The organism is Mycobacterium seoulense, assembly GCF_010731595.1.
GTDB classification, from domain to species: Bacteria; Actinomycetota; Actinomycetes; order Mycobacteriales; family Mycobacteriaceae; genus Mycobacterium; species Mycobacterium seoulense.
The window spans coordinates 3,319,422-3,332,401 of record NZ_AP022582.1 but is presented as its reverse complement, the minus strand read 5'-3'; the positions used below and the strand labels follow the sequence as shown (position 1 = coordinate 3,332,401).

The 12,980-nt window shown below is 63.2% G+C and carries 9 protein-coding genes and 3 pseudogenes; 9 read left to right on the top strand and 3 right to left on the bottom strand.

The features are described from left to right. The first annotated feature begins 109 nt into the window (after nucleotides 1-109). The 3 genes from G6N37_RS15230 (at nucleotide 110) to G6N37_RS15220 (ending at nucleotide 2,092) form a co-directional block, all read left to right on the top strand. Nucleotides 110-1,585: a DUF4185 domain-containing protein gene (locus tag G6N37_RS15230; protein WP_102419642.1), complete on the top strand. Its 1,476-nt coding sequence runs from the start codon at nucleotides 110-112 to the stop codon at nucleotides 1,583-1,585. A gap of 84 nt (nucleotides 1,586-1,669) precedes the next feature. Continuing rightward, a complete protein-coding gene (locus G6N37_RS15225) occupies nucleotides 1,670-1,810 on the top strand; it encodes a hypothetical protein (RefSeq protein WP_156751819.1) in 141 nt (46 codons plus the stop codon). Nucleotides 1,811-1,858: 48 nt separating this feature from the next. Beyond that, nucleotides 1,859-2,092, top strand: a complete 234-nt coding sequence (locus tag G6N37_RS15220; protein WP_068055090.1) for a hypothetical protein — start codon at nucleotides 1,859-1,861, stop codon at nucleotides 2,090-2,092. Between the two features lie 185 nt (nucleotides 2,093-2,277). Here the strand turns inward: G6N37_RS15220 and G6N37_RS15215 are convergent, their stop codons facing one another. From G6N37_RS15215 to G6N37_RS15205, 3 genes are all read right to left on the bottom strand, one after another. Continuing rightward, nucleotides 2,278-2,475: a DUF4193 family protein gene (locus tag G6N37_RS15215; protein ID WP_232075554.1), complete on the bottom strand. Its 198-nt coding sequence runs from the start codon at nucleotides 2,473-2,475 to the stop codon at nucleotides 2,278-2,280. Between the two features lie 180 nt (nucleotides 2,476-2,655). Further along, complete coding sequence (locus G6N37_RS15210) at nucleotides 2,656-4,503, bottom strand: fatty acyl-AMP ligase (RefSeq protein WP_068055130.1); 1,848 nt, start codon at nucleotides 4,501-4,503, stop codon at nucleotides 2,656-2,658. Nucleotides 4,504-4,841: 338 nt separating this feature from the next. Beyond that, nucleotides 4,842-5,429: a TetR/AcrR family transcriptional regulator gene (locus G6N37_RS15205; protein WP_102419644.1), complete on the bottom strand. Its 588-nt coding sequence runs from the start codon at nucleotides 5,427-5,429 to the stop codon at nucleotides 4,842-4,844. A gap of 222 nt (nucleotides 5,430-5,651) precedes the next feature. Here G6N37_RS15205 and G6N37_RS15200 point away from each other — a divergent pair, with 222 nt between their 5' ends. The 6 genes and pseudogenes from G6N37_RS15200 to G6N37_RS15175 all read left to right on the top strand — a co-directional run. Then, nucleotides 5,652-6,044, top strand: a complete 393-nt coding sequence (locus G6N37_RS15200) for an MmpS family transport accessory protein (RefSeq protein WP_067926027.1) — start codon at nucleotides 5,652-5,654, stop codon at nucleotides 6,042-6,044. Then, complete coding sequence (locus tag G6N37_RS15195; protein WP_163681535.1) at nucleotides 6,041-8,950, top strand: MMPL/RND family transporter; 2,910 nt, start codon at nucleotides 6,041-6,043, stop codon at nucleotides 8,948-8,950. Before G6N37_RS15200 ends, G6N37_RS15195 begins: the two co-directional genes overlap by 4 nt. Continuing rightward, nucleotides 8,947-9,273, top strand: a complete 327-nt coding sequence (locus tag G6N37_RS15190; RefSeq protein ID WP_163681533.1) for a DUF732 domain-containing protein — start codon at nucleotides 8,947-8,949, stop codon at nucleotides 9,271-9,273. The genes G6N37_RS15195 and G6N37_RS15190 overlap by 4 nt, the downstream gene beginning before the upstream one ends. A 140-nt stretch (nucleotides 9,274-9,413) precedes the next feature. Continuing rightward, nucleotides 9,414-9,542, top strand: a pseudogene (locus G6N37_RS26460) (DUF5078 domain-containing protein); the annotation flags it as partial. An 86-nt stretch (nucleotides 9,543-9,628) separates the two neighbouring features. Next, nucleotides 9,629-10,516 (top strand): annotated as a pseudogene (locus tag G6N37_RS15180) (DUF5078 domain-containing protein); the annotation flags it as partial. A 43-nt stretch (nucleotides 10,517-10,559) separates the two neighbouring features. Then, nucleotides 10,560-12,932, top strand: a pseudogene (locus G6N37_RS15175) (MMPL/RND family transporter); the annotation flags it as partial. Nucleotides 12,933-12,980 lie beyond the last annotated feature (48 nt).

Below are 12,980 nucleotides of genomic sequence, written 5' to 3'. Positions count from 1 at the left end.
ATGCGTACCTATCGTCGCATCACTAGTCACAACTGCCGCGCTGATCACTATCGTCACATGAGCCAACTGCGGACGTCAATGCGGTGTCCCGCCGCTCGAAAGGTGTTACATGTCGGCGATTCTTCGAAGTGTGTCGCTATCGATGGCGTCGGCGGCCGCTGTCGGACTCGTCTACGTGGTCGGTCCCGCACCGTCGGCCAATGCCACCCCATGCGGCGCGCCGGAAGCGAACGTCGACCCACCCGCCGCGCCGCCGGCGATGCCCGCACCCCAGCCGGTCGTCCAGCCACCCACCGGGCGCAGACCCAGCCACGCCAACGACCAGGCGCCGCTGCCCAAACTGGGCCCGCTGATCTCGTCGTTCCTCAAGCCGGCGATCCCTCGGCAGGTCGCCCCGATGAGGCCGCAGGCGGAGGTGTTACCGCCCGGTCCCAATCCGCCGGCCCCCGGCCTCGCACAGCCGCCGAACGCCGGTCAGTTGCAGCCGAACGCGGCCCCGGTCCCGCCGCCGCAACCCGCGCCGGCGCCGCCCCCCTCGATCGCGGGGGCGCCGACGTCGCTGGTCGACTGGGTGACCGGGCCCGACGGCCCGAACAAGACTCTGCAGCGGTTCAGCATCTCCGGTACCGACCTCGGAATCGCCTGGGACAACGGGGATCCGGCGAACCGCCAGGTGCTGATGGCCTTCGGTGACACCTTCGGCTACTGCAAGGTCAAGGGCCAGCAGTGGCGCTACAACACACTCTTCCGCAGCTCGGACCATGATCTGTCGCACGGCATCCACATCGCCGAAGGCGTCCCCAACGACCGGTACTCGGGTTCACCGGTGTGGGCGCCGAGCCTGTCCAAGCAGGTCGTCAACACCATCCACAAGGCTGCCCACGAGACCGGGATCATTCCCACCGCCGGCATCGCGATCGGCCGGACGCAGTACATGAGCTACATGTCCATCCGGCAGTGGGGCCGCGACGGCGAATGGTCGACGAACTACTCGGCGATCGCGCGGTCCAACGACAACGGCCAGAACTGGGGGATCTTTCCCACCTCGATCCGCACCGCCTCAGCGGACGCCATCCCGGGAGCCGGGTTCACTCCTGGCAACGAGAACTTCCAGATGGGTGCGTTCATGAAGGGCAACGACGGTTACCTCTACCAGTTCGGGACCCCATCGGGACGCGGTGGCGCGGCCTTCCTGTCGCGCGTGCCCCCGGGTCAGCTGCCCGACCTCACCAAGTACCAGTACTGGAACGGCGACGAGGGCGGCCGCTGGGTCCCGAACAATCCGGGTGCGGCCACACCGATCTTCCCGGGGCCGGTGGGCGAGATGTCGGCCCAGTACAACAACTACCTCAAGCAGTATCTGGTGCTTTACACCAACGGCGGCAGCAACGACGTGGTGGCACGCACCGCCCCGACCCCGCAGGGGCCGTGGAGCCCGGAGCAACCGCTGGTGTCGTCGTTCTCGATGCCGGGTGGCATCTACGCGCCGATGATCCACCCGTGGTCGTCGGGGCGCGACCTGTACTTCAACCTGTCGCTGTGGTCGGCGTACGACGTGATGCTGATGCACACCGTCTTGCCCTAATCGTGATCGTGTCGCACCCCCAATAGTCGGTATACGTGTCGCACCCTGAATAGAGCGGGGGCCTAGCGAGAGAGGAGATCGCCGATGATCACCTTCGACAACCCGGCCACGTCGACCGCCAGCAAGCCGCGGCGGCCAGACATCGAGGTCCGTATCGAGGGCGTGCACCGCAGGGGCGGCGCCGTTCGGTTGGGCATTGTGCTCGACGGTCGGATGGCAACCTAACCCCACGGGTCGGCCGCCGGCCGCATTGGCCGGGGCAAGATGTAACGCGTGAGTTGGGCCAAGCGCGAGGCGAAGGCGCTCGCGGATACGACACTGACGGGCGACGCGTTGCTCGCCGAGCTCGAAGACTATGTCCGCGTGCACAATCCGGGACTGACGGACGTTCGGCTCGAGCGGGCGACCGCGACCGAGGAGTACGACAACAGCGTGGAGCCGCATCGACGGTGGTATGTGGTCACCTACCTGGCCGACGATGGCGAGGGTTATGGGATCAAGCCATGAGCTGTCGCCGTGAGTGGCGCCCACTTTGACCGTCATGCGTCGCCTGTTACCGGCCAGGATCGGCGAAAAGATCGGCGCTGATCTTGGCCAGCGCCGCGCGCACCATCGTGGAACGGCGGGAGGGCATGCGGTCGGGGATATCGCCGGCGCGACAGGTCCCGGCTTGGCTCGAAGTAGTGCGGACGTCAGCGGCGTTTCGGTGAGGCCCCTGGGTGTGAGGGTGGTGGTTGGTCGCAATCGGTGCATATGGGTTGGGCATGGATGTTGCTGGCCAATCGGCGTTTGTGCTGCACCAGATAGCAATGGGCACAAGTAGATTCATCGACTTGTTGAGGGAGAACCTGGGTTTGGAGTGCGTCACGGGAGAGGTCGGCGCCCGGCAGCTCGAGGGTTCGGCGGTGTCGATGTCCTCGCTGAAAAGCGAATCCTGGCAGCTTCGCGTGCGAGGCGCAGCACGCCGAGTGAATCCTTTTCTGGGTCTTCAGGGTTGGAGCGTGGTTGGTCGTAGTCGGTTGCCATGGAGATTCGCCTTCAGAAGAAGTGAGAACTGAATGCGTCTGAGCTCATTCTTGGCTGGGGTGGAACCGCCCGGCGAGGTAATCGGCCCGGCAGGCGTTGCGCGCGAGCTTGCCGCTTGTGGTGCGGGGAATCGCACCAGCGGCTACGAGTTTGATGTCGGCGACACGGATGTGATGCTGTCGTGCGATCGCGGCGCGCACAGCGTTGAGGATCGGGGCAGGGTCCGCGCGCCCGGCACCGGCTGCGCGTTCGGCCACGATGACGACCTGTTCTCCGGTGCGGTCATCGGACGATTCAATCGCCTCGCGGGGAACGGAGAACGCGGCGACGTACCCGCTGCGGATGGCGGCCGAGGCGTCGCTGACCGTGGTTTCGATGTCGTGGGGGTAGTGGTTGCGGCCGTCGATGATGATGAGGTCTTTGATCCGCCCGGTGAGATACAGTTCGCCGTCGATGTAAACGCCGAGGTCTCCGGTTGCCAGCCAGTATCCGTTGTCGGGGGCCCCCTCGGCGTGGCTGCCGTGTTGGAGTCGCGATTGCAGCTTATTGGCGAATACGCGCTGTGTTTCATCTGCGCGGCCGAAGTACCCGCGGCCAATATTATTACCGTGCAACCAGATTTGCCCGATCATGCGGTCGGGAACTTCGGCCCCGTCGGTGTCGGTAATCACCGCCCACTGATTGGGGATCGGTTGGCCACACGAGACGTGGGAGACGGCGCCTGGGCTTGTCGCGGCGACGGGAATCGCCCGGCCGGCGCCGAGCTGCTCACGATCCAAACAGATTGCACTCGCCTTGGCGTCTTGGGCGATGCTGGCCACCGAGAGGGTTGCTTCCGCCATTCCGTAGGACGGCTTGATCGCCGCGGCCGGCAGACCGTAGGGGGCGAAGGCGTTGGTGAATTTGTCGATGGCCGACATCGTCACCGGCTCGGATCCGTTGAGCAGGCAGACGACGTTGCTCAGGTCGAGGGTCTCGCCTTGTGGGGGGAGACCACGTTCGGCGGTCAGTTCGAAGGCGAAGTTCGGAGCGGCCGCAAACGTCCGCCCGTACCGGGCCTCAGCGCCCAGCTGCTTGATCCATCGGTAGGGCCGCCGGAGGAAGGCCATGGGGTCCATCAGCGTGATGGACTCTCCGAACAGTGCGGGGAACATGATCATTATCAGACCCATGTCGTGATACAGGGGCAGCCAGCTCACGCTACGGATTTTGAGGTCAAGTCCGCCCGCGAGGATCATCTGTATGACGTTGGTGCACACGGCGCGGTGGGTGATCTCCACCCCGGCCGGCGTGCGCGTCGACCCTGATGTGTATTGCAGATACGCCACATCATCGCTGTCACGGGTCACGTCGAAAAATGTCGCGCCCAGTGATTCTGGGACTGCATCGACGGCGATCAATCGCGGACGTGCTTGTGGTGGCAGCGTCCTGATAAACGTGCGGATCGGCTCGGCGGCCGCGGTGGTGGTCAACACTGCGGCGGGTCGAGCGTCTGCCAGCACTGCCGCTAACCGCTGGGCGTGTCCGGACAGAGTCGGCGCGAAAAGTGGGACCGCGACGTTGCCGGCGTGGATTGCGGCGAAGAAGGCAGCAACGTAGTGCAAACCTTGCGGTGCAACGATCGCCACCCGGTCACCGGGCGAGGTGACGTGTTGCAACCGGGCGCCAATCGCGCGCACTTGTGACCATAGATCGTTCCAACTCAGGTCGACGGCGAGGCCGTCGCGCACCCTGGCGTAGTCGATGAAGCGATAGGAACGCTGGTCGCCGAAAGCCGCCCGGTTGCGGTCGAGGAATGAAGTCAGGGTCACGCCCTCGGGCAGCACAATAGTGCCATCGGCAAGAACATATTCCGCGAGATCGCCAACTTCACTGCCAATGCCGTTGCGCACCAATGGATCGTCGACCACGACGAGCAGAATATAGCTGCGCTAAGGATCTGCACCCTCTCGGAGAGCAGTGAAAACCATCACACCCACTGCCGCGCGGCGTTTGTGACAGCACGCGTCTTCGGTTGGTGGACCCAGCACTGGTGGAGGGTGGCGGATATGCGGGGCGCGATCTGGTTGGAATCGATTTCCCGTCACGTCCGAACTGATTGAGTGAACTTTGCGCTGCTGCAGGCGATTCTGACAAATGTTCTTATTGGTGCCGAGCGGATGTGAGGGCCGACCCACGAGGCCGATCGGATTGAGCCGATGAAAGCCGCGCGGCGCTATTGCGCCACTTGCTACCGGGGCCCAGTTTGGCAGTGCGCCGATAGCGCAGCGGTGAAGATCTTGACGATATCCTGCAACATATCCCGCAGGTCGTCGTCGGTGATGCCGCGCAGGCGCGAGTCGGCCGCACATCCATAGATCCCGGCGGTGAGCATTGTCATGGCCACCAGATCGGAGTCGGTTCTTCGAGCGCCGAGCAGCAGATCGGTGAAGCTGTCGACAATGTGGTGGAGATCTGGGTGGGTGTTGATCAGCTCGGTCATGACCGGATCGCCGTAGACGACGTTGGCCACTTGGCGGTGTCGGATGACAAGGTCGACGACACCGCTCAGGGCGACATCGCGGCGCGCTTGCGGCGTGGGGAGCATGTCGGCGATGCGCTGAATGTGTGCGAGGTCATCGAATATCGGCTCGGCGACTGCAAGAACGATGTCGTCCTTGGACTGGAATTGGTAGTAGACCGAGGCTTTGGTAACGCCGAGCCGCGCGGCGATCATTTGGATGGAAGTGCCGCGAATGCCATGTTGGGCGAACAGCTCAAGGGCCGCGTCAAGCACGCGCTCGCGCGCGAAACCGCGAGCAGCCACTGGTTTGGCCATTCCGAACGCCTCCTTTCGTGCAGGTTACCCCCAGAACGCATGGTGACTTGGACCACCCTGACGGCGGCGACGTTGTCCCGCTCACATACTCTACCCTTCGGTTGATTGAACTCAAACGATCGTATAGGTTCAGACTGCCGACCGGCTGTTGCTGAGGGAGGCATGCGGCCGTAGGGAGGGGTTGAATTGAAAGTGCTCCAACGTGTTTGGCTGCCGTTGACGATGGTGGTGGTCATCGCCCTCGGTGGTGTGGCCGTCAGCCGGATCCGGAGCATCTTCGGCTCGGACCCGGTGCTGGTGGCGCCGATGAACTTCGCCGGAGACGCCAAGCGATTCAACCCAAAGGTGGTGCGTTACGAGGTCTCCGGTCCCGCCGGTGCGGTCGTCGACATCAACTACACCGACCTCAAAGCGCTTCCGCAGCGGGTGAGTAACGTCGCCCTGCCCTGGTCGTTGACCCTGTCCACAACAGATCCATCGGTCTCCGCGACGCTGGTCGCACAAGGTGATGCCGACTCCCTCGGCTGTCGCGTCTATGTCGATGACCAACTGCGCGCTGAGCGCGTAGTCGACGGGTACAACGCCCAGACGTACTGCATCGTGAAGTCGGCATGAGCGCGCCGGTGTCGGAGGCGGTGACCGAGGAGCTCCGGGTGCCGGTCCACCCTCGCGCGCATTTCGGGGGCATCGCGCTGGTGATGCGCAAGCTCTCGGTGCCGATCATCGTTGCCTGGATTGGGTTGGCCGTCTTCCTGAACGTCTCGACTCCGCAGCTCGAGAAGGTCGGTGAGTTGCGCTCGGTGTCGATGAGCCCGAAGGGCGCGCCCGCGGCTGTGGCCATGCAACGGATCGGGCGGGTGTTCGAGGAATACAGTTCCGACAGCTCGGCGATGATTGTGCTCGAAGGTAAGGACCGGCTGGGTCCGCAGGCGCGTGAGTATTACGGGAAGCTGGTCGCCGCCTTGCGCGCCGACACCGCGCACGTCGAGCACGTCCAGGATTTCTGGAGCGACCCGCTGACCGCCTCGGGCGTGCAAAGCGGCGACGGAAAGGCCGCGTACGCGCAGATCAACCTGGTTGGCAACCAGGGCGAGGCCAAGGCCAACGACTCGGTGGCAGCCGTGCACAAGATCATCGACCAGATCCCGGCACCCCCCGGCGTGAAGGCCTATCTCACCGGCGGTGCGGCGTTGGCCGCCGAGCAGCAAGCGATCGGCCACAGCAGCATGAAGTCCGTGGAAAAACTGACCATGGTGGTCATCGTGGTCATGCTGTTGGCGTTCTTCCGCTCCATCATCACGACCCTGCTGATCATGGCAACGCTCGGGATCAGCGTCGCAACCGTCCGCGGGACGATCGCATTCCTGGGCTATCACAACATCATCGGGCTCTCGACATTCGCCACCAGCCTCGTGGTGACGCTGGCCATCGCCATCGCGGTCGATTACGCGGTCTTCCTGATCGGCCGCTATCAGGAGGCGCGCAGCCTCGGGCAGGATCGAGAATCGGCGTACTACACCATGTTCGGCACCACGGCCCACGTCATCGTCGGCTCCGGGCTCACGATTGCGGGGGCCACGTTCTGCCTGAGCTTCACTCGGCTGCCGTACTTCCAGACACTCGGTGTGCCGTTGGCCATTGGCATGCTCGTGATGGTCGCGTTCGCGATGACCTTCGGAGCAGCGTTAGTGGTGGTGGCAAGCAAGTTTGGCCTGCTTGATCCCAAACGTGCTTTGCGCTCGCGCGGCTGGCGCAAGATCGGTGCCGCGGTGGTGCGTTGGCCCGGACCGATTCTGGCTGCCAGCCTGGCGATCTCGCTGATCGGGCTGATCGCTTTGCCCAGCTACAAAACGAGTTATGACGACCGTAAGTTTCTGCCGGCGAGCATCCCGTCGAGCCAGGGCTACGCAGCAGCCGAGCGGCACTTCGCCCCGGCCCGGCTCAACCCGGAGATGCTGATGATCGAGACGGATCACGATCTGCGGAACCCGGCCAACTTTCTGGTGATCAACAAGATCGCCAAGGCGGTGTTCAAGGTGCCCGGGATCGGGCGCGTCCAGACGATCACGCGGCCCGACGGGCAGCCCATCGACCACAGCACGATCCCCTACGCCCTGTCCCAGCAGAGCATGTTGAGCAAGCTCAATGAGCAATACCAAGGTGACCGGACGGCCGACATGCTCAAACAAGCCGCAGTCATGCAGACGAACATCGACACGATGGAGAAGATGCAAGGCATCACGGTCCAGATGGCCGAGACCACCAGCAACATGGTGACCAAGATGAAGGACATGTCCGTCACGCTCGCCCAAGTGCGCGACCAGCTGGCGAATTTCGATGACTTCTTCCGGCCGCTACGCAGCTACCTCTACTGGGAGCGCCACTGCTACGACATCCCGGTCTGCTGGGCGTTGCGTTCGATGTTCGACGCGCTCGACGGCATCGACTCGATGACCGACAGTATCCAGGACTTGATCCCGGACATGGAGCGGCTGAATTCCCTGATGCCGCAGATGGTTGCGTTGATGCCGGCCATGATCAACGCGATGAAATCGGTCAAGCAGATGATGCTGACGATGTACCAGACACAGAAGGGGATGCAGCAGCAGACCGCCGAGATGCAGCAGAATTCCCAGGCGATGGGGGAGGCGTTCGACGCAGCAAAGAACGACGACTCCTTCTATTTGCCGCCGGAAGCCTTCGACAACGCGGACTTCAAGCGTGGCATCAAGCAATTCGTGTCCCCGAACGGGAACGCGGTGCGATTCATCATCGCCCACGAGGGTGATCCGATGTCGCCAGAGGGCATCGAGAAGATCGATGCCATCAAGCAAGCCGCCAAAGAGGCGCTCAAGGGCACACCGCTGGAGGGGGCACGAATCTACCTGGGCGGCACCGCATCGACCTTCAAAGACATGGCCGACGGCACGAAGTACGATCTGATGATCGCGGGTATCGCCGCGCTCGCGCTGATCTTCCTGATCATGCTGATCATCACCCGGGCCATTATTGCGGCGGCGGTGATCGTCGGCGCGGTGGTGATGTCGTTGTGTGCTTCATTCGGCATCTCAGTACTGCTGTGGGAGCACATCATTGGGCTCGAACTGCACTGGATGGTGCTGCCCATGGCGATGATCATCCAGCTTGCCGTAGGCGCTGACTACAACCTGCTGGTGATCTCACGATTGAAGGAGGAAGTCACCGCGGGCGTCCGGACAGGCATTATCCGCACCCTGGGCGGGAGCGGTCCGGTGGTCACCGCCGCCGCGATGCTGTTCGCCTTCACGATGATGACCATGGCGGTCGGCGAGCTGCGGGTGATCGGTCAGGTCGGCACCACCATCGGCCTGGGATTGATCTTCGACACCGTGATAGTCCGGTCGTTCATGACGCCGGCGATCGCCACCCTGCTGGGGCGGTGGTACTGGTGGCCGCAGCGGGTGCGGGTGCGCCCTTTGCCCGCCCCATGGCCCAAAGTCGAACGCTTGCACACGGATTCAGCGTTCGGAGTGACGCCATGAGGTTGTTGGCCGCATTCGTCGCGACGACTCTCACATCGGTGATAGTGGCTGCACCCGCGGCCACCGACCCCGACACCGACTTCGGCAACGAGCTGCACACCTACGGCATCTACGGGCAGCGGGACCACAACGCCTGGATCGGCAAGACCACCTGTGAGCGGCTGCAACGCGGAATCGACAAGGATGTCTATGCTTCAGCCACATTCGTCGGCAGCAACCTCGCGCATGGCGCCACCACCGGGCAAGCCTGGCAGTTCCTCGCCGCAGCGCTGGGGACTTACTGTCCTGATCAGCTGCGGCGTTTCGATGTGGCTACTCAGTAGGCGGGAGACACCCGCGGCTTTGGCGCGCAAGCTCACTGAATTGGTGGCTTCCCTCGCAAACGCAGTGGCGTTGGCCTCGGCGACCGTGGCGGGCGCCACCGACGACTACCTGATTCGCACCTTATGCCCAGACCACCTGCATCGCAGAGCAACTCCTGGCCACTGCACGCGACGTCGAACCGGTCTACTACGAGCGTTACAGGGTTGACGATGAGAACAACTCACCTGAGGTGCAACCCGGGCCCCGGGGCCACAGCGACAGGTTCTACTCGATGAACTACAACCGCCGGCGGGCCGATTCGGAGCACAAGGCCACCGACGCGTTCACGAGCAGCTCGCGTGAAAGTGGCCGAGTCGGGCGAAGCGATTCTTCAAGAACAAAGGTTTCGCAGCGCATTTCACCGAGACCTGCGACCACTACCCGCCCGACGATATGTCGGTCTGGAATTGGTCAGGCGTCCAGGAGAGTTCAAGCCTGCGCTCCACCCATGTCGACCGACGGGCGTACTGGCCACCGGCCGGGCAGTCTTTAGCAGATTGGGATGCAAACCAGAGGGGTGCTTCAGTGCAAGACGCGTTGATGCGAGCCGGAATCCTGCAGGGCGTTCCTCCCGACGCTGCGGCAGCGTTGGTTGGCGAGCTACAGCAGGTTTCATTCCCGCCGAAATGCACCGTCTTCACACAAGGGGAGCCCGGGGTCGACCTGTACATCGTGCTGGCAGGCAAAGTGACGATCCATCAGACAGCAACCGACGGCCGTGAAACATTGATTACCGTGCTGGGCCCCACCGACATGTTCGGCGAGCTCGCCCTCTTCGATCCCGGCCCGAGAACGTCGACGGTGACGACCTTGACCGACGTGACCGCGCTACGGATGGATCGTCGTGCACTTCGGACCTGGATCGCCGCCTACCCTGACGTCGCACAACAGCTGTTGCGGGTGCTGGCGCGGCGGCTGCGGCGCACCAACGACACGCTGTGCGACTTGATCTTCACCGATGCGCCGGGCCGGGTGGCCAAGCAACTCCTCGACCTGACCAGCCGGTTCGGAACGTCCACCGAAAAGACGCTCAGCGTCCAGCTTGAACTGACCCAGAAAGAACTCGCCCAACTGGTCGGCTCGTCGCGCGAAACGGTCAACAAAGCCCTCTCGGACTTCACCCAACGTGGGTGGATCTATCGAGAAGGCAAGACGCTGGTCATCGTTGACCAGGCGAAACTTGCCCGTCGCACCCGCGTGTGACTACCCCTGGACCGCCTTGAAGTCACGAATTCATCGGTTCTAACCCGCGCCGCCGGGTGTCTAGGCGTATGTGGCCGGCAACACCATACTCAACGCCGATGTCAGCGTCGTCGGGCACAAGAGCATGGCAACCATGGCGCTGGTCTCGATCGGCGTCATCTTGGGGATGCTGCTGCTCGTCTACCGCTCGATCGGCACGACCATCCTATGCCTCGTGGTGATCGGCATCGAACTATTTGCCGCACAAGGTGTTACGGCCACCGCAGGCGACCTGAACATCATCGGCCTGACCCCGTACGCGGTGAGCATGGTGACCATGCTGAGCATCGCGGCGGGCACCGATTACATCATCTTTCTATTGGGTCGCTATCACGAGGCTCGGGCCCTGGGCCAGGATCGAGAAGAAGCCTTCTATACGGCCTATCAGGGCGTGTCGCATGTGATCTTGGGTTCGGGTTTGACCATTGTGGGCGCCTGTGTGTGCCTGACGGCGACCCGGTTGCCGTATTTCCAGACCATGGGTCTGCCGTGCGCGATTGCGCTGTTGGTGATCGTGACCTCGGCGCTGACCCTGGCGCCGGCCGTCCTCGCGGTGGGCTCGCGATTCGGGCTCTTCGACCCGAAAGGCAATCTCTCCAAGCGCAATTGGCGCAAGGTCGGGACCGCCGTGGTGCGCTGGCCGCTACCGATCATCGTCGTGACGGTGATGATCGCCATCATCGGTTTCGTCAGCCTGATGACCTACGTGCCCAATTACAACGATCAAAAATTCACACCGCCGAATATGCCCGCCAATGTTGCGTATGCGGCCGCTGATCGGCACTTCTCCCAGGCTCGCATGAATCCCGAAATGTTGATGGTCGAGGCCGACCACGACCTGCGGGACCCGGCGGACATGCTGGTCGTCGACAGGATCGCCAAGAGCGTGTTCCACCTGCGTGGTATCGAGCGGGTGCAGACCATCACCCGGCCGCTGGGGGCGCCGATCGAGCACAGTTCGATCCCGTTTCAGATCGCGATGCAGAACTCCGGGACGCTGCAAACGGCGAAGTTCATGAACGACAACATGGCTCACATGCTCGAGCAGGCCGACGAGCTGGGTAAGACGATCGCCACCATGGAACACATGTATAGCGTGATGCGCGAGCTCACCGCGACCACGCACAGCATGGTGGGCAGGACCCACGACATGGTGGACACCACCAACCAATTACGCGACAGGATGGCGGATTTCGAAGACATGTGGCGGCCCGTCCGCTCCTACTTCTACTGGGAGCGGCACTGCTTCGACATCCCCATCTGCTGGTCGCTGCGGTCGGTCTTCGACGCCCTGGACGGAATCGACGAACTCGCCGACCAAATCGAAGGGCTCGGCGGTGATCTCGACCGTCTCGACCAGTCGATGCCACAGCTGCTGGCCGATTTCCCGTCGATGATCGACACGATGAAGACGATGCGCGACTTCATGCTCTCCACCCACAGCACGATGGCCGGCATCCAGGCCCACCAGCAAGAAGCCGCCGAAGGCTCCACCCTGATGGGGCAATACTTCGACGAAGCCAAAAACGATGACTCGTTCTATCTGCCACCGGAAGTCTTCAAGAGCCCCGACTTCGAACGCGGCCTGAAGATGTTCGTCTCGCCCGACGGCAAGGCCGTCCGGTTCATCATCACCCACCAAGGCGACCCCGCCACCGTCGACGGCATCAAACATGTCAAGGGCATCAAGGACGCCGTCGCCGACGCCATCAAGGGCACCCCGCTGGAAACCTCGAAGGTATATCTGGCCGGGATGGCATCGATGTACAGCGACATGCAAGCGGGGGTGAACATTGACCTGATGGTCGCCGGGATCGCCGCGCTGATCCTGATCTTCGGCATCATGCTGCTCATCACCCGCAGCCTGGTGGCCGCACTGGTCATTGTCGGCACGGTCGCCGCCTCACTGGGCACCGCCTGCGGCCTGTCGGTCCTGCTCTGGCAGGACATCATCGGCCTGGGCATGCAATGGATCGTGTTGCCGCTGTCGATCGTGATCCTGCTCGCGGTGGGCTCGGACTACAACCTGCTGGTGGTGTCCCGGCTCAAGGAGGAAATCCACGCCGGGCTCAACACCGGAATCATCCGCGGCATGGGCGCCTCCGGACGGGTGGTCACCGCGGCCGGCATGGTGTTCGCATTCACCATGATGTCGATGATCGTCAGCGAGCTGCGCGTGATCGGACAGCTGGGCACCACCATCGGCCTGGGTCTTCTGGTCGACACCCTGATCGTGCGCTCGTTCATGACCCCGTCGATCGCCGCCGCGCTCGGGCATTGGTTCTGGTGGCCCCTCAACACCTACCGCACCAAGCGGGCCCCGCGCGCCACGGACGAGGAGCACACGGCGCCCATCCCGCAGCTGACGGCCCCATGAAACTCACCTGCCGGTCTGTCACACTGTCGACGACAAGGTTGTCGGTTG

Coding starts and splice junctions, on each gene's coding strand:
- G6N37_RS15230 (WP_102419642.1), top strand. CDS start 110: ATGTCGGCGATTCTTCGAAGTGTGTCGCTATCGATGGCGTCGGCGGCC.
- G6N37_RS15225 (WP_156751819.1), top strand. CDS start 1,670: ATGATCACCTTCGACAACCCGGCCACGTCGACCGCCAGCAAGCCGCGG.
- G6N37_RS15205 (WP_102419644.1), bottom strand. CDS start 5,429: ATGGCCAAACCAGTGGCTGCTCGCGGTTTCGCGCGCGAGCGCGTGCTT.
- G6N37_RS15200 (WP_067926027.1), top strand. CDS start 5,652: ATGGTGGTGGTCATCGCCCTCGGTGGTGTGGCCGTCAGCCGGATCCGG.
- G6N37_RS15195 (WP_163681535.1), top strand. CDS start 6,041: ATGAGCGCGCCGGTGTCGGAGGCGGTGACCGAGGAGCTCCGGGTGCCG.
- G6N37_RS15190 (WP_163681533.1), top strand. CDS start 8,947: ATGAGGTTGTTGGCCGCATTCGTCGCGACGACTCTCACATCGGTGATA.